Here is a 16,638-nt window from a genome sequence, read left to right on the forward strand (position 1 = left end):
GTGCCGGGCATGAACCATCCGCTCGCGGCCGAGCCGCGCCCCTCCGTCCTCGCCGCTCCTGCCCCCGCGCACGTCTTCGACTGGCTTGACGAGACGGCCGCGATGCGGGCGGAGGCCGGGCTGACGCGGACGTTGCGCAGTCGGGGGGCGGACGACGCGGTGCTGGACCTCGCGGGGAACGACTACCTGGGGCTGACCAGGCATCCGGTGGTCGCCCGGGCGGCGGCGGACGCGGCGCTGCGGTGGGGCGGGGGCTCGACGGGGTCGCGGCTGGTGACCGGGACGACGGCGCTGCACAGCGAACTGGAGGAGGAGCTGGCCGAGTTCTGCGGGGTGGAGGCCGCGCTGGTGTTCTCCTCCGGGTACACGGCCAACCTCGCGGCGCTGACCGCGCTCACCGACCCGGACACCCTGATCGTCTCCGACGCCTACAACCACGCCTCCCTCATCGACGGCTGCCGGCTCTCCCGCGCCGACGTCCACCGGGCCCCGCACAGCGACCCGGCGGCCGTGGCCGAGGTGCTCGCCGGGCGGGCGCAGCGGCGGGCGCTGGTGGTCACCGACTCGGTGTTCTCGGTGGACGGCGACGCGGCCCCGCTGCCCGCGCTGTCGCAGGCCGTCCGCGCGCACGGCGCCGCGCTGCTGGTGGACGACGCGCACGGGCTGGGCGTGCTCGGCCCCGGCGGCACCGGGGCGCTCGCCGCGGCCGGGCTGGCCGGGCAGCCGGACACGGTCGCCACCGCCACCCTGTCCAAGTCGCTCGGCTCGCAGGGCGGCGTCGTCCTCGGCCCGCGCCGGGTGATCCGGCACCTCACCGAGACCGCCCGCACCTTCATCTTCGACACCGGCCTCGCCCCGGCCGCCGCCGGGGCCGCCCTCGCCGCGCTGCGCCTGCTGCGCGCCGAGCCGGCCCGCGCCGAGCGCGCCCGCGAGGTCGCCCGCACCCTGGCCCGGCAGCTCACCGCCGCCGGGCTGCAAGCCTGCGAGCCGCAGGCCGCGGTGGTCTCTGTCCGCGCCCCGGGCCCGGAGGCCGCCGTCGCCTGGGCCGCCGACTGCCGCCGCGCGGGCCTCGCCGTCGGCTGCTTCCGCCCGCCGTCCGTCCCGGACGGCATCTCCCGCCTGCGCCTGACCGCCCGGGGCGACCTGACGGACGGGCAGATCGCCGAGGCCGTCCGCATCGTCGCCGAGCTGGCGCCGGTGGGTGCGCGGGGCTGAGGCGCCGGAGCGGACGGAGCGTCCTACTTCTTCTTGGCCCGGCTCGGTTGCACCCGGGTGGGTTCGCCGGCGGCCTTGGGGTGGTCGGGCGGGTAGGGGAGTTCGCCGAGGCCCTCGTCGTGGAGCTGCTTGTCGTACAGCTCCAGCAGGGGCTCCAGGCGGAAGGCCTGGCCGTCCATCCCGGCGTTGAGGTCGCCGAGTTCGGCGAAGCGGGCGGGGACGGTGCGCAGGTCGAAGTCCTCGGGGGCGGCGTCGTCCAGTTCCTCCCAGCGCAGCGGGGCGGAGGCGGTGGCGCGGGGCTGGGCGCGCAGGGAGTAGGCGGAGGCGATGGTGCGGTCGCGGGCCATCTGGTTGTAGTCGACGAAGATCCGTTCGCCGCGCTCCTCCTTCCACCAGGCGGTGGTGACCTTCCCGGGCATCCGCTGCTCCAGGACCCGGCCGAGGGCGATCACCGCGTGCCGCCCGTCGGTGAAGGTCCACTCGGGCACCAGCGGCACGTACACGTGCAGGCCGCGCCCGCCGGAGGACTTGGGCCAGCCGCGCAGCCCGTACTCCTCCAGCAGGCTGCGCAGTTCGTGGGCGGCGCGGACGGCGTCGTGGAAGTCGGTGCCGGGCTGCGGGTCGAGGTCGATGCGCAGTTCGTCGACGTGGCCGGTGTCGGAGCGCCGCACCGGCCAGGGGTGGAAGGTGAGGCAGCCCAGGTTGGCGGCCCACAGGACGGCGGCCGGCTCGGTGGGGCAGATCTCGTCGGCGGAGCGGCCGCTGGGGAACTCGATCCGGGCGGTGGGCAGCCACTCCGGCAGGCCCTTGGGCGCGCGCTTCTGGTAGAAGAACTCGCCGTCCACCCCGTCGGGGAAGCGCTGCAGGGTGGTCGGCCGGTCGCGCAGCCCGCGCAGCACCCCGTCGGCGACGGCCAGGTAGTACTGCGCGACGTCCAGCTTGGTGAAGCCGCGCTCGGGGTAATACACCTTGTCCGGGTTCGACAGCCGGACGGTGCGCCCGGCGACTTCCAGTTCCACGGCTGAGCCCATGCCCTTCACGCTAAGGGCCGGGCGCCCGGCGCGCGCCCCGGGGCGAAGCGGGCGAGGATCGTTCGCATGGACCTGCCCGTGATGCCACCGGTGGCGCCGATGCTCGCCAAGTCGGTGGCCAAGATCCCGCCCGGGATGCAGTACGAGGCCAAGTGGGACGGCTTCCGTTCGATCGTGTTCCGCGACGGCGACGAGGTGGAGCTCGGCAGCCGCACCGGCAAGCCGCTGACCAGGTACTTCCCCGAGCTGGTCGAGGCGTTCCGGCGGGAGCTGCCGCCGCGCTGCGTGCTGGACGGCGAGGTGGTGATCGCCCGGGACGGCCGGCTGCGTTTCGAGGAGCTGCTGGAGCGCATCCACCCGGCCGCGAGCCGGGTGAAGCTGCTCGCCGAGCGGACCCCGGCCTCCTTCGTCGCCTTCGACCTGCTCGCCCTCGGTGACGACTCGCTGGTGGACGAGCCGCTGTCGGTGCGCCGCCCGGCCCTGGAGGCCGCGCTCGCCGACGCCGCCGACCCGGTGTTCACCGCCCCCGCCGCCACCGACCTCGACCTCGCCCGGACCTGGTTCGCCGAGTTCGAGGGCGCCGGGCTGGACGGGGTGGTCGCCAAGCCGCTGGACCAGCCGTACCGGCCGGGGGAGCGGAGCATGTACAAGATCAAGCACGAGCGCACCGCCGACTGCGTGGTGGCCGGCTACCGCGAGCACAAGAGCGGCCCGGTGGTCGGCTCGCTGCTGCTCGGCATCTTCGACGACAGCGGCCGACTGCAGCACGTCGGCGTCTGCGCCGCCTTCCCGATGGCCCGCCGCCGCGAACTCGCCGAGGAACTGGCCCCGTTGCGGATGGACGACCTGTCCCGGCACCCGTGGGGCGGCTGGGCGGACGAGGCCGCGCACGCCGAGGGCCGGCTGCCCGGCGCGGTCAGCCGCTGGACCGGCGGCAAGGACCTCTCCTGGATCGCGCTGCGCCCCGAGCGGGTGGTCGAGGTCGCGTACGACCACATGGAGGGCACCCGGTTCCGGCACACCGCGCAGTTCCGCCGCTGGCGCCCGGACCGCACGCCGGAGAGCTGCACCTACGCGCAGCTGGAGGAGCCGGTCTCGTACGACCTCGGCAGGGTGCTGGGGATCTGAGGACCGGGGATCCGAGGACGTGACGGAGGCCCGACCCGGTGAGCCGGGTCGGGCCTCTCGTACGGTCGGAGCGGGTGGGTCAGGAGATGTGCAGCGTGGCGGTGGCGCCCGCGGTGGGCGAGGCCGTCGGGGACGGCGAGGCCGTGGGGGAGGCGGTCGGGGAGGCCGTGGGGGAAACCGAGGGCGAAGCGGTGGGGGAGGCGGTGGGAGACGCGGACGCGGAGGCCGAGCCCGAGGCGGGCGGGGTGGGCAGCGTGTAGACGTTGTTCGGCGAGACGATCTGGGTGATCGCCCGTGCCACGAACGTCGAGGGCTCCGAACCGTCGTGCAGGATGTCGGTGTTGAGCATGATGGACAGGCTGGCCTGCGCCTGCGGCAGGTAGAGCACCACGCTCTCGTACCCGGGCAGTGAGCCGTTGTGGCCGATCCACCCGTGGGTGGTGAACACCCCGAAGCCGTAGCCGAGGTCGGGGGTCGGTCCGGTGGCCTTGGTCTTCAGCCGCTCCGCCTGGGTGGCGGGCTTGAGCAGCGGTTCGCCGGTGGCCAGCACCTTCGACCAGGTCCGGAAGTCGGCGATGGTGGAGATGGCGGCGCCGGCCGCCCAGCCCCAGGACGGGTTCCAGGTGGTGGCGTCCTCGACCGCGCCGGTGAGCGTCTGGTTGGTGTAGCCGTGGGCGTGCGGGTCGGGGAAGGCGGCGTCGGTCGGCAGGCTGGTCTTGGTGAGCCCGGCGGGGGTGAACACCTGCTGGTTCAGGAAGTCCTGGAGCGGTTGCCCGCCGACCTTCTCGACGACCAGGCCGAGCACGATCAGGTTGGTGTTGGAGTACTCGAACTGGGCGTCCGGCTGGAAGTTCGCCGGGTGCTTGAACGCGTACGCGAGCAGCTGGTCCGGGGTGAAGGGGCGGCTCGGGTCGTTGAAGAAGGCCTGCTGGAAGTCGGAGTCCAGGGTGTAGTTGAACAGGCCGCTGCGCATGTCGCCGAGCTGGCGCAGGGTGATGCCGTCTCCGCCGGGCACGTTCGGTACGTACTTGGAGACCGGGTCGTCCAGGCCCAGCTTGCCCTGGTCCACCAGCCGCAGGACGGCGGTGGTGGTGAAGGTCTTGGTGACGCTGCCGATCCGCATGTACAGGTCGGGGGTCATCGGGGTCCCCGCGTCCTTGTCGGCGACGCCGAAGGCGCGCTGGTAACTGCCGTCGGGGGTGGCGTAGTCGACGATCACCCCGGGGATGGCGACCTGGCCCATCACCTGCTTGATCGCGTCGTCCAGCTGGGTCGTGACGGCCGTGGTGAGCGGCACCACCCCGCCGGAGGGGCTGCCGCCCGGCGTGGCGGAGGGGCTGAGCGCGGCCGGTTCGGCGGTCACCGCCGGACCGGCCTGCCGTGCGGGCTTCGACTCCCCGGAGCAGGCGGAGACGGCGAGCAGGCCGGTCAGCGCGAGGGCGGCGGAGGCCACCCGTACGGCGGAGGCCGCCCGTACGGCGGAGGCCCCCCGGACGGAGCGGGGGACGCGAACGGAGCGGGGAACGGACGGTCGCGGCCGTCGGGTGTCGGTCATCGGCGCAGGCGCCTCTCTGGGGCGGACGGCCCCGTGGCGAAGGGCCCCGGAGCGCGGCTCGGCCGGGCCGGAGCGCTGCTCCACGGGGCCGTGGGGGAACGTCGTCACCGTAAGCACCCGCCTCGTACCGCCGCGCGCGGGTCGGCGGCCGACTGGACCGAACGGGAGCACCGTCAGCCGAGTGCCCCGCCCGGCTGGCGGCCGGTGGTCGTCCACTCCGAGGGTCGAGTACGGGCCCGGGGCGGGTCGGCCGGCCGGCCGCCGCGCGGGGTCGCGCCGCCGGGCCCGCGCTCGGCCGGACGGGTGAGCACCGGCACGCCGCGCCCGCCCGCGCACCCGCCGCCGACCACCGCTCGGGCACGATCGTTCAGCCCAGCTGTGGCCGCCCTTAAGAATTCCTCGATGGACCGCACCCCCTCCGACCAGGCAGATTTCTGCCTGCCCGGAGCGCGTCCGCCAGGAGCGGCCGAACCGGGCCTCCTCGGCCTGCCCCCGTACCCGCAGGCCGTCCCACCCGCACGTCAGGAGCCGCCGTGAAGGCACTCGTCAAGCAGCAGGCCGAGCCCGGGCTCTGGCTGATGGACGTCCCCATGCCCGAGATCGGCCCCGGCGAGGTGCTGATCAAGGTGCTGCGGACCGGCATCTGCGGCACCGACCTGCACATCCGCAAGTGGGACGGCTGGGCGCAGCAGACCATCAGGACCCCGCTGGTGCTCGGCCACGAGTTCGTCGGCGAGGTCGCCGAGCTGGGTGCCGGCGTCACGGACATCGCGGTCGGCGACCTGGTCAGCGGCGAGGGCCACCTGGTCTGCGGCAAGTGCCGCAACTGCCAGGCCGGCCGCCGCCACCTGTGCCGCAACACCGTCGGCCTGGGCGTGAACCGGGACGGCGCGTTCGCCGAGTACGTGGCGCTGCCCGCCTCCAACGTGTGGGTGCACCGGGTGCCGGTCGACCTGGACGTGGCCGCGATCTTCGACCCGTTCGGCAACGCCGTGCACACCGCGCTGTCCTTCCCGCTGGTCGGCGAGGACGTGCTGGTCACCGGCGCCGGCCCGATCGGCATCATGGCCGCCGCCGTCGCCAAGCACGCCGGCGCCCGCAACGTGATGATCACCGACGTCTCCCCGTACCGCCTCGACCTGGCCCGCAAGGTCGGCGTGACGCTGGCGCTGGACGTCTCGCAGCACACCATCGAGGAGGGCCAGCAGAAGCTCGGCCTGCGCGAGGGCTTCGACGTCGGCCTGGAGATGTCCGGCCGCCCCGAGGCGATGCAGTCGATGATCGCCAACATGACCCACGGCGGGAAGATCGCCATGCTCGGCCTGCCCGCCGAGCAGTTCCCGGTGGACTGGGCCTCGATCGTCACCTCGATGATCACCATCAAGGGCATCTACGGCCGGGAGATGTTCGAGACCTGGTACGCGATGTCCGTGCTGCTGGAGGGCGGCCTGGACCTCGCTCCGGTGATCACCGGCCGCTACGCCGCCACCGACTTCGAGGCCGCCTTCGACGACGCCGCGAGCGGCAACTGCGGCAAGATCATCCTCGACTGGACCGCCTGAGCCCGGCTCAGCCCCGCCGAAGCTCCCCCGCCGAACCCGCCGAACCCGCCGAACCGCCCCGCCGAACTGATTGAGGAGACCGCAGTGTTCGACAATGTGCGTGCCGACGTCGCCGCCACCCTGGACGAGATCCGCGAGGCCGGGCTGTTCAAGCCCGAGCGGGTGATCGGCACCCCGCAGAGCGCCGCCGTCACCGTGACCGCCGGCGGCCTGCCCGGCGAGGTGCTGAACTTCTGCGCCAACAACTACCTCGGCCTGGCCGACCACCCCGAGGTGCTCTCCGCCGCCAAGGACGCCCTGGACCGCTGGGGCTACGGGATGGCCTCGGTCCGCTTCATCTGCGGCACCCAGGACGTCCACAAGGAGCTGGAGGACCGCCTCTCGGCGTTCCTCGGCCAGGAGGACACGATCCTCTACTCCTCCTGCTTCGACGCCAACGGCGGTGTCTTCGAGACCCTGCTGGACGACCGGGACGCCGTCATCTCCGACGCGCTGAACCACGCCAGCATCATCGACGGCATCCGGCTCAGCAAGGCCCGCCGCCACCGCTACGCCAACCGCGACCTGGCCGACCTGGAGAAGCAGCTCCAGGACACCCAGGACGCGCGCCGCCGCCTGATCGTCACCGACGGCGTGTTCTCGATGGACGGCTACGTCGCCCCGCTGCGCGAGATCTGCGACCTGGCCGACCGCTACGACGCCATGGTCATGGTGGACGACTCGCACGCCGTCGGCTTCGTCGGCCCGAACGGCCGCGGCACCCCCGAGCTGCACGGCGTGACGGACCGCGTGGACATCATCACCGGCACCCTCGGCAAGGCGCTCGGCGGCGCCTCCGGCGGCTACGTCGCCGCCCGCCGGGAGATCGTCGCCCTGCTGCGCCAGCGCTCCCGCCCGTACCTGTTCTCCAACTCGCTGGCCCCGGTGATCGCGGCCGCCTCGCTCAAGGTGCTCGACCTGGTCGAGAAGTCCACCGAGCTGCGCGAGCGGCTGGCGGCCAACACCGCGTTGTTCCGGGCGAAGATGACCGAGGCCGGGTTCGAGATCCTGCCCGGCGACCACCCGATCGCCCCGGTGATGATCGGCGACGCGGCCAAGGCGGGCCGGCTCGCCGAGCTGCTGCTGGAGCGCGGCGTGTACGTGATCGGCTTCTCCTTCCCGGTGGTGCCGCACGGCCAGGCCCGGATCCGGGTGCAGCTGTCCGCGGCGCACTCCACCGAGGACGTCGAGCGCGCCGTCGCGGCCTTCGTGGACGCGCGCGCCGCCCTGGAGGACTGACCTCCACCCAGGCCGCCCGTGGGCCGGACCGCTCGGAATCGGACCGGCCCACGGGCTCACCAACCGCCGTGCGGCGCAGGCGAATCGATCCGCCCCGTGCCGTAGGGACCAGAGACCACCTGCCCCACCCTCCCGCTGCGGGGGCGGGACGCCGGCCCGGCCGACGTCCCGCCCCCGTCGCGGTTTTCGGGCAGCGGCCGGTCAGTCGTCCCAGCCCTCGCCCTGACCGTCACCCTGGTCGTCGCCCTGGCCGTCGTCGTCCTGGGCGGCGTCGAGGCCCTGGTGGCGGCCCGCGGGCTTGGCGAACACCTGGGTGTTCTCCTCCGCCGCCGGGCCGTCGGCGCCGGCGACCAGGTTGCCGCTGGTCGAGTCGAACAGCACGGTCCGGCCCGAGGCGGCCACGACCGGGTCCCGCGACGAGCCGTTGCCGAACGAGCCGTCCGGCGCGGTGGAGACCCGCTCGGTGCGGCCGGTGCGCAGGTCCTGGCGGTAGACGTCCCAGCCGGGATGCTGCGGGCCCGGCACCAGGTTGTCGGCGGCGGACGAGAAGTAGACCCAGCGGTGGTCGGCGGTGATCGAGCCGTGGCCGGAGGAGCCGACCGAGCTGGTGCCGGGCAGGCCGCCACTGACCCGTGTCACGGTGCCCGTCCGCAGGTCCCGGACGTGCAGCACGGTGTGGTAGCGGTGCCCGCTGGTCGAACCGCCGGGCTCGGGCAGGGCGTAGACCGCGTACCGTCCGTCGGGGCTGATGGTGGCGTCGAAGGCCGCGCTGGTGAGCTTGCCCTCGGTGTCGTAGCTCGCGGGCGAGATCTTCCGGGAGGCCACGTCGTACGTGTAGTAGGTGGCGGTCGTCGGGCGGGCCAGCAGCGGCTGCGCCCCGGCGGGCTGGTCGGCCTCGGCGCCCGGGGGCAGGTCCACGTCGCCGGCGCCGGGGGAGGCGGCGAGGGCGGGCGTCTCCTCGGAGGGCAGCAGCGCGGAGCTGGAGCCGAAGCCGATGGTGCGGCCGTCCGTGCTGATCGTCGGACGGAAGGACGTGTTCTCGCCCGCCCGGCCGTTGTAGTCGCGGGTGACCAGCCGAGTGGTGTGGGTCCAGCGGTCGGTGAGGTAGACGTTGATCTTCCAGGTGTAGGGCCTGGCGAGCGAGGGGGCGGTGCCGGAGTCGGGCTCCGGCTCCTCCACGACGGTCGGGTCCAGGTCCTTCCGGGAGGACACGAAGACGACGTACCGGCCGTTGCCGCTGACCTGCGCGTTGTACGAGCCGTGGTACTGGTCGGCGTCGGTGTTGGTGGGGCTGTCGCTGACCAGCTCGGTGCGGCCGGTCCTGCGGTCCCTGATGTACACCTCGGTGCGGTTCTTGACCTGCGCGCCGGGCGCCACGTTCTCGTCCTCGCTGTCGAAGACGACGTAGCGGCCGTCGGCGCTGATCCCGGCCTGGTCGGTCGAGCCGCTCAGCGCCCCGCCCGCGTCGGACAGGTTGACCTGTTCGAGGCGGCCGGTGCGCAGGTCCTTCACATAGGCGTTGCTCCAGCCCACCGGGGGGTTGGGCAGCAGGTTCGTGGCCCGGGAGGTGAACAGGGCGTAGCGGCCGTTGGCGCTGATGCCCTGGGTGGTCGACAGGTTGTCGGGCGCCGCGCCGTTCGGCCCGACGCTGACCTGGGTGGTGCCGCGCGGCAGTGGGGCGGCCTGGGCCGGGGCGGCGGTGACGGCGAGCACGGCGGCCGCGGCCAGGATGCCGCCGCCACCGGCCAGCCACCGGTTGCGGGTCGTCCGGGTGGTACGGGACATGAGGTCTTCCCCCCTCTGATCGCCCGGCCGGGCTCCCTCCCGACGGCGGGCTTTCGCAGAGCCAACCGTCGGGAGGGCAGGGGGGTCAACGCCCTCGGGTGATCTCGGCTGAAAATACGTCAACAGACGTATGCCGCAAGGGAATCAGGCCATCAGGGGCGGCGCAGGAAGACGTCCGCGGCGCCGTTGGTGTCGCCCGGCACCAGGTTGCCGTCACCGGCGGTGAAGAGCACCGTGTCGCCGGCGAAGTCGACGAACGGGGCCGTCGAGCCGGTGGTGCTCTGCCCGCCGTCCCGGGTGAGGCTGACCCGTTCGATCGCCCCGGTCCTCAGGTCGCGGCGGAAGATGTCGCTGACGCCGTTGGTGTCGCCGGGGACGAGGTTGTCGGCGCTGGAGTCGAAGTAGACCCAGCGGCCGTCGAAGGTCATGGCGGGGTAGTGGGCGCCCTCGGTGGTCGTGGTGCCGGGCAGGAAGGCGTTGAGCCAGGTCAGCTTGCCGGTGGCCAGCTCCCGGGCGTACAGGTCCATCCGGTAGCGGTAGGAACCGGGCCGGCCGATGTGGACCGGCAGGCCGAAGAGGGCGTAGCGGCCGTCCGGGCTGAGCCGGGGGCCGATGCTGGTGCCGCGCAGGTAGCCCTGGTCGTCCACGCTGGCGCCGGAGACCTTGCCGGTGTCGGCCTTCCAGGCGAAGTAGGGGTAGAAGCGGGGCTTGGCCAGTCCGGGCGCACCGGCGTCGGTGCCGTCGGTGCCGGCGTCCGGTTCGGTGGCGGCCGGGTCCTGCGGGAGCAGGTTGCCGGCCCGGGAGCTGAAGCCGACGGTGGAGCCGTCCGCGCTGATCGTCACACCGTAGGAGGAGTTGTTGGGGGCCTCACCGTCCGCGCCGGTGGTGACCACCCGGGTGGTGCCGGTCCAGCGGTCGGTGACGAGGACGCTGAAGTAGCGCGGATTCGAGCCCGGGGCGAGGTCGGTGCGGTTGGAGGTGTAGGCGATGTAGCGGCCGTCCCGGCTCAGCGAGGGCTCGGCGGAGAACGCGCCGTCGGGGGAGCCGCCCGGGCCGACCGGCTCGGTGTGCCCGGTCCAGCGGTCGCGGACGAAGACGTCGCTGCTGCGCACCACCTGGCCCGGCACCACGTTGGTGGCGCTGGTGCTGAAGGCCACGTACCGGCCGTCGGCGCTGATCGAGGCCTCGCTGGTGGGCGCGTTCAGCCGGGAGCCGTCGTCGGCGACGCTGACCTTCTCGACGTGCCCGTTGCGCAGGTCGCGGACGTAGACCTCGTCGGAGTTCGGGGTGCCGGGTTCCGGCAGCAGGTTGGTCGCGGTCGAGGTGAAGAGCGCGGAGCGGCCGTCCTCGCTCAGCCCGAGCGCGACGGAGTCCCCGTTGAGCTGCTCGCCCTTGGCGGTCTCGCTGATCCGGGCGGTGTCGCCCTTGGGCGGCTTGGCCTCGGCGGCGGGCAGCGCCGCGCCAGCGGCCACGGCGGTGGCGGCCAGCACGGCGGCGGCGCGGGCGAGCCGGCGTCGGGCGGGTGTGTGCGTCATGGATCGTCCTCCCCTGGTGGCGGTCCCGGGCCCACGACCCCCGCGGCCCGGTTTGAGGAGAGCCAAGCGTCGTACGGATCATCGGTCAACGACCGGCGGCGATCTCGGGCGGAAATACGCCACCGGTCGTACGCCATAAGGGAGATGAGTGGCGGTCAGGCCGTCACAGGCGGCGGAGGAAGGCGTCCGTGACGGCGTTGGTGTCCCCCGGGACCAGGTCGCCGTCGTCGGCGGTGAAGAGCACCGCGTCTCCGGTGGCGTCCACGGACGGACTGTAGGCGGGGGAGGTGGTCGGCGCGCCGTCCCGGGTGAGGCTGACCCGTTCGATCCGGCCGGTCCACAGGTCGCGGCGGTAGACGCTGCTCTGGTTCCTGACGTCGTCGGGGAGCAGGTTGCCGGCGGAGGAGTCGAAGTAGACCCAGCGGTCGTCGGCCGTCATGACGGCGCCGGAGGAGGACCCGTTCGCCGTGGTGCCCGGCAGGCCGGCGCTGACCTCGGTGACCTTGCCGGTGGCCAGGTCGTGGACGTACACGTCCAGCCGGACGCCGCCGTGGCCGGGCAGGCCGGTGCCGTAGACCGCGACGCTGTAGACGGCGTAGCGGCCGTCGGGGCTGATCCGGCCGTCGCTGCTGCCGCTCAGCTGCCCGGTGCCGTCCACGCTGCCGGCGACGATCGTGCCGGTGGCGGCCTTCCAGACGTAGGAGGGGTGGTGCATGGGCCCGCCGGTCACTCCCGGCGACCCGGCGTCGGAGCCGGTCTCGTCGGAACCGGGGCCGGCGGGGGCGGCCGGAGCCTCCGGGAGCAGGTTGCCGGCCCGGGAGGTGAAGGCGACGGCGGAGCCGTCCGCGCTGATCATCGGATCGAGGGAGTAGTTGCTGGCGGGCTCGCCGTCCGCGCCGACGGTGACCAGGCGGCTGGTGCGGGTCCAGCGGTCGGTGACGTAGATGTTGTTCCTGCCGCGCCGCACGGGGCCCGGGGCGAGGTCGGAGCGGTTGGAGACGTAGGCGACGTAGCGGCCGTCCCGGCTGATGCTGGGGCTGGTGGATCCGAAGCCGCTCTGGTCCTCGGCGCCCGGCAGGGCGGCGGCGGTGACCAGTTCGGTGTGCCCGGTCCAGCGGTCGCGGACGAAGACGTCGCTGGGGTGGGCCGGCTGGCCGGGCACCACGTTGGTGGCGGTGGTGCTGAAGGCCACGTACCGGCTGTCGGCGCTGATCGAGGCGTCGGTGGTGGGGGCGTTCAGCGGGGAGCCGTCGTCGGCGACGCTGACCTTCTCGACGTGGCCGTTGCGCAGGTTGCGGACGTAGACCTCGTCGGAGTTCGGGGTGCCTGTTCCGGGCAGCAGGTTGGTCGCGGCGGAGGTGAACAGGGCGGAGCGGCCGTCCTCGCTCAGCCCGAGTGCGGTCGAGGGGCCATCGAGCTGCTCGCCCTTGGCGGTCTCGCTGATCCGGGCGGTGTCGCCCTTGGGCGGCTTGGCCTCGGCGGCGGGCAGCGCGGCGCCGGCGGCCAGGGCGGTGGCGGCCAGGACGGCGGCGGTCCGGGCCGGCCACCTGCGGGTGCGTGCGGTGGGCATGAGGTCTTCCTCCCCTGGGATCGCCCGGCCGGGCTCCCTCCCGGCGGCGGGCTTTCGCAGAGCCAACCGTCGGGAGGGCCGGTGGTCAACGGCCGGGGGTGGTCCCGCCGGGAAATACGCCAACGGGCGTATCCGGCAAGGGAGTCAGGGCGTCACCGAGGGAGTCGGGGCGTCACCGAGGGAGTCGGGGCGTCACAGGCGGCGCCGGAAGACGTCCGTGAGGTCGCTGTCGACGACGGGCGCCAGGTTGCCGTCCTGGGCGCTGAACAGCAGTGTCGTGTCGTCGGCGTCGACCTGCGGGAAGGAGGCGGAGGTGGTGCTCTGGGAGCCGTCGTGGGCGAGGGAGACCCGCTCGGTGTGCCCGCTGCGCAGGTCGGTGCGGAAGACGTCGGCCTGCTCGTTGGTGTCGCCGGGCACCAGGTCGGCGACGTCGGAGACGAAGTACACCCAGCGGTCGTTCATCGGCATCACCGGGTCGTAGGAGGAGTCGCGAGGGGTGGTGCCGGACAGCGGCTTGTTGACCTTGGTGGTCGTGCCGGTGGCCAGCTCGCGGACGTAGACGTCCTGGTGGCGGCCGTGCGAGCCGGGGCGGCCGCCCTCCTCGAAGACGGTGTAGGCCGCGTAGCGGCCGGAGGGGCTGATCCGCCCGTCGTTGCCGCTGTTGACGAACTCGCCGGCCTCGTTGTAGCTGGCGCCGGTGATCTTCCCGGTGCGGGCGTCCCAGACGTAGTACGGGTAGGCGCGGATGGCGGCCAGCTCGGCGCGGGCGGAGGCGGTCCGCAGGGCCCGCGCGGCCTCGGCGAGGTCCGTGCCGTCAGCGGGGTCCGCGGCGGAAGCGGCGGCGAGCGCGGGCGGGGTCTGCTCGGCCGGGAGCAGGTTGCCGGCCCGCGAGGTGAAGCCGATGACGGTGCCGTCCGCGCTGATCGTCGGGCGGAAGGAGTTGTTGTCGGCCGGGGTGCCGTCCGCGCCGGTGCTGACCACCCGGGTGGTGTGGGTCCAGCGGTCGGCGAGGAAGACGTTGAACTTGCCGCGGTGCACGCCGGGGGCGAGGTCGGTGCGGTCGGAGGAGTAGACCACGTAGCGGCCGTCGGCGCTGATGGCGGCGTTGAAGGCGTTGCGGATGCTCTGGTCGTCGCCCGCGCCGGAGACGCCGTCGCCCGCGGAGACCAGCTCGGTGCGGCCGGTCCAGCGGTCCCGGACGAAGACGTCCGAGGGGTGCTTCGGCTGCCCGGGCACCGCGTTGGAGGCGTAGCTGCTGAACACCACGTACCGGCCGTTGCCGCTGATCGCCGCGTCGTTGCTGCCGTTGTCCAGGGCGGAGCCGTCGTCGGCGACGCTGACCCGCTCGGTGTGGCCGTTGCGCAGGTCCCGCACGTAGACGTCGCCGAGGACCCCGGCGCCGCCCGGCAGCAGGTTGGTCGCCGCCGAGGAGAACAGGGCGTAGCGGCCGTCGCCGCTCAGCCCGAGCGCGAGGGAGGTGCCGTTCAGCGGCTCGCCCTTGGCGCCCTCGCTGACCCGGGCGGTGTCGCCCTTGGGCGGGCGGGCCTCGGCGGCGGGCATCGCGGCGCCGGCCACGGCCACGGCCACCAGGACGGCGGCGGTACGGGCCAGTCGGCGGCGGGTGCGTGCGGTGGTCATGGATCATCCTCCCCTGATGACGGTGCCGGGCCGCCGACACCCCCGTGGCCCGGTTGGGGAAGAGCCAAGCGCCGTGCGGGTGTCCGGTCAACGGACAGGAGCGATCTCGTCCGGAAATACCTCACCGGTCGTATCTCCGGCCGAAATCTCCCACGCCGGTACAACCGTCCCGCCGTACGGGGCGGGTGGCCGACGAACGGGAGCCGTCCCGACCGGCCCGCGCGGCCGTCGGCGGACCCGGTGGAACCGTGCTCCGGTCGGGTGCGCCGTGCCGCGCTGGCAGAATTGGTCCGTGATCGACGCACGACGGCTGCGGACCCTGCGGGCCGTGGCGGACCACCGCACCGTGACCGCCGCGGCGGCCGCCCTCTACCTGACCCCCTCCGCGGTCTCCCAGCAGCTGGCCGCCCTGGAGCAGGAGACCGGCCACCACCTGCTCGCCCGGGAGGGCCGGGGCGTGCGGCTGACCGCCGCCGGGGAGATCCTGCTCGGCCACGCCGACGTGGTGCTCGCCCAGCTGGAGCGCGCCGAGGCCGACCTCGCCGCGTACAGCGCGGGCGTCTCCGGGGAGGTGACGGTCGCCTCCTTCGCGACCGCCATCGCCTCCGTGCTCGCCCCGGCCGTCGGCCTGCTCGCCGGGCGCGCGCCCGGGGTGCGGCTCAAGGTGCTGGACGCCGAGGGCGACGCCAGCCTGCCGATGGTGCTGGACGGCCGGGCCGACCTCGCGGTGGCCGTCGAGTACCGGGGCGCCCCGCGCGCCGACGACGCCCGGCTGACCAGGGTGCCGCTGTACGCCGAGCCCTTCGAGGCCGTGCTGCCGCTCGGCCACCGGCTGGCCGCCGAGTCCGGCCCGCTGGCCGTCGCCTCGCTGGCCGACGAGCCGTGGATCGGGCCGTACCCGGGCAACCCCTGCCACGACGTGGTGCTGCTGGCCTGCGAGCACGCCGGGTTCCAGCCCCGGCTGCTGCACTCCTCGGACGACTTCCGGGCCGTGGTCGCGCTCGCCTCGGCCGGCCTCGGGGTGGCGCTGGTGCCGCGCTCGGCGCTGCGCGGCGTCGACCTCGGCGAGGTCGCGGTCCGCCCGGTGGACAGCGAGCTCGCCACCCGCCGGGTCTTCGCCGCCGTCCGGGCCGGCGCCGACGGGCACCCGCTGGTCCGGCCGGTGCTGGACTCCCTCGCCGAGGCGGCCGCCGCGGGCGCGTGAGCCGGGCGTCTCAGTCGCGGTCCGGCGTCATCGGTCCGTCACCGGGCCGCCGTCGGGGCGGACCCCGGCGAACTCGTCCAGGACGGCCACCCGCAGTTCGTGGGCGCCGTCCGCGCGGCTCTGCTCGTAGTAGAGGTACCAGCGGCCGCGGGCCGAGACGAGGTCGGCGTACCGGACGTCCAGCCAGGGGCCGTCCGGGGTGAGGCGGTGCCAGGCGCGCAGGTCGGCGGAGGCGGCCAGGCCGCAGCGCTCCTCGTAGTTGCCGGCGGCGTCCGCCGAGCCGTCGTAGAGCGCGAGCCAGCCGCCCCGGCCATCGGGGAGGACGGTGGTGATCCGGGACTCGTAGCCGTCCCAGGCGCCGGCCGGGCCGACGTCCAGGGCCTCGGCGGCGCGGCCGGGCGGGGCGGTGAAGCGCAGCCCGTCCGGGGAGAGCGCGAGGGCGGTGGGCTGGACGGTGAGGCCGGTGGTGTGGATGTCGGCACTCGCGTGGGCGCGGGCCCGCTCCTCGGGGGTGAACGGCCGGGCCCGGGAGACGGTGGCGAACAGGTGGACGCCGGCGTCGGTTTCGAGCAGGTACGGGTCCTTGACGCCCTCGGTGCCGGTGGTCGCGGCGGTCAGGACGGGGGTGCGGGCGCCGAGGTCGAAGGAGTCGGGGGTGTCGGCGCTCAGGGCGTCGATGCGCCAGCGGTTGTCGGCCGGGTCGACGTGGCTGAGGTGGAGCAGGTAGCCACTGTCGCGGCGCAGCAGGGCGAGGCGCTCCATCGAGGGGGAGCCCAGTTCGTCGCTCCGGACGGACCACAGGTCCCGGAAGGCGATGCCGTCGGTGCTCTCGGCGACGGCGCAGCGCCAGCCGCGGTCGGGCCCGCCAGCCGCGCCGCGCGGGCGGCGCTCGCGGTAGGTGAGCAGGAAGCGGTCGCGGTCCGGCTCGTACCGGACGCCCGGGCAGCCGGCCCAGTAGCCGGGTTCGGGGCGCTCGGGGGCGCGGACCAGGTGGGAGGCGCTCAGGTCGGGCGCGGCGGGCAGGGCGGCGGGGTGCGGCACGGGACCGTCCTTCGGAGGGGTCGGGAGGGGATGAGAAGAGTTTCTATCAGATCGATCAAAAGTCCGAGCGGCTCGCGGTAGGCCGGGCCCGGTCGG

Annotated in this window: 12 protein-coding genes; 5 read left to right on the forward strand and 7 right to left on the reverse strand. The window is 74.1% G+C overall.

The window, feature by feature from the left end:
- Positions 1-9 precede the first annotated feature (9 nt).
- On the forward strand, positions 10-1,215 hold the full coding sequence (locus tag ACWDD9_RS15840) for an 8-amino-7-oxononanoate synthase (RefSeq protein ID WP_449811835.1): 1,206 nt from the start codon (positions 10-12) through the stop codon (positions 1,213-1,215).
- 23 nt (positions 1,216-1,238) lie between these two features.
- On the opposite strand, the gene ligD is transcribed toward ACWDD9_RS15840, so the two are convergent.
- Entirely contained in the window at positions 1,239-2,246 is a 1,008-nt protein-coding gene (gene ligD / locus ACWDD9_RS15845) for a non-homologous end-joining DNA ligase (RefSeq protein WP_449811836.1), read from the reverse strand.
- A 66-nt stretch (positions 2,247-2,312) separates the two neighbouring features.
- Here ligD and ACWDD9_RS15850 point away from each other — a divergent pair, with 66 nt between their 5' ends.
- On the forward strand, positions 2,313-3,374 hold the full coding sequence (locus ACWDD9_RS15850; protein WP_449811837.1) for an ATP-dependent DNA ligase: 1,062 nt from the start codon (positions 2,313-2,315) through the stop codon (positions 3,372-3,374).
- 79 nt (positions 3,375-3,453) lie between these two features.
- On the opposite strand, the gene ACWDD9_RS15855 is transcribed toward ACWDD9_RS15850, so the two are convergent.
- Entirely contained in the window at positions 3,454-4,929 is a 1,476-nt protein-coding gene (locus ACWDD9_RS15855; protein ID WP_449811838.1) for a serine hydrolase domain-containing protein, read from the reverse strand.
- Positions 4,930-5,462: 533 nt separating this feature from the next.
- On the opposite strand from ACWDD9_RS15855, the gene tdh reads away from it, so the two are divergent.
- Both tdh and ACWDD9_RS15865 read left to right on the forward strand, forming a co-directional pair.
- A complete protein-coding gene (tdh, locus tag ACWDD9_RS15860; protein WP_049651233.1) occupies positions 5,463-6,491 on the forward strand; it encodes an L-threonine 3-dehydrogenase in 1,029 nt (342 codons plus the stop codon).
- Between the two features lie 84 nt (positions 6,492-6,575).
- Positions 6,576-7,769: a glycine C-acetyltransferase gene (locus tag ACWDD9_RS15865; RefSeq protein ID WP_049651232.1), complete on the forward strand. Its 1,194-nt coding sequence runs from the start codon at positions 6,576-6,578 to the stop codon at positions 7,767-7,769.
- A 201-nt stretch (positions 7,770-7,970) separates the two neighbouring features.
- On the opposite strand, the gene ACWDD9_RS15870 is transcribed toward ACWDD9_RS15865, so the two are convergent.
- From ACWDD9_RS15870 to ACWDD9_RS15885, 4 genes are all read right to left on the reverse strand, one after another.
- Positions 7,971-9,554 (reverse strand): hypothetical protein, encoded by a 1,584-nt coding sequence (locus ACWDD9_RS15870; protein WP_449811839.1) that lies wholly within the window; start codon positions 9,552-9,554, stop codon positions 7,971-7,973.
- 152 nt (positions 9,555-9,706) lie between these two features.
- Positions 9,707-11,089 (reverse strand): TolB family protein, encoded by a 1,383-nt coding sequence (locus ACWDD9_RS15875; RefSeq protein WP_449811840.1) that lies wholly within the window; start codon positions 11,087-11,089, stop codon positions 9,707-9,709.
- 163 nt (positions 11,090-11,252) lie between these two features.
- Positions 11,253-12,659 (reverse strand): hypothetical protein, encoded by a 1,407-nt coding sequence (locus ACWDD9_RS15880; protein WP_449811841.1) that lies wholly within the window; start codon positions 12,657-12,659, stop codon positions 11,253-11,255.
- 192 nt (positions 12,660-12,851) lie between these two features.
- Positions 12,852-14,297, reverse strand: a complete 1,446-nt coding sequence (locus ACWDD9_RS15885; protein ID WP_449811842.1) for a hypothetical protein — start codon at positions 14,295-14,297, stop codon at positions 12,852-12,854.
- Between the two features lie 292 nt (positions 14,298-14,589).
- Between ACWDD9_RS15885 and ACWDD9_RS15890 the strand changes: the two genes are divergently transcribed.
- On the forward strand, positions 14,590-15,501 hold the full coding sequence (locus ACWDD9_RS15890; RefSeq protein WP_049651227.1) for a LysR family transcriptional regulator: 912 nt from the start codon (positions 14,590-14,592) through the stop codon (positions 15,499-15,501).
- A 27-nt stretch (positions 15,502-15,528) separates the two neighbouring features.
- On the opposite strand, the gene ACWDD9_RS15895 is transcribed toward ACWDD9_RS15890, so the two are convergent.
- Positions 15,529-16,542, reverse strand: coding sequence for a hypothetical protein (locus tag ACWDD9_RS15895; RefSeq protein ID WP_449811843.1), 1,014 nt, complete (start codon positions 16,540-16,542; stop codon positions 15,529-15,531).
- Positions 16,543-16,638 lie beyond the last annotated feature (96 nt).

It is taken from the genome of Kitasatospora sp. NPDC001119 (assembly GCF_053598475.1).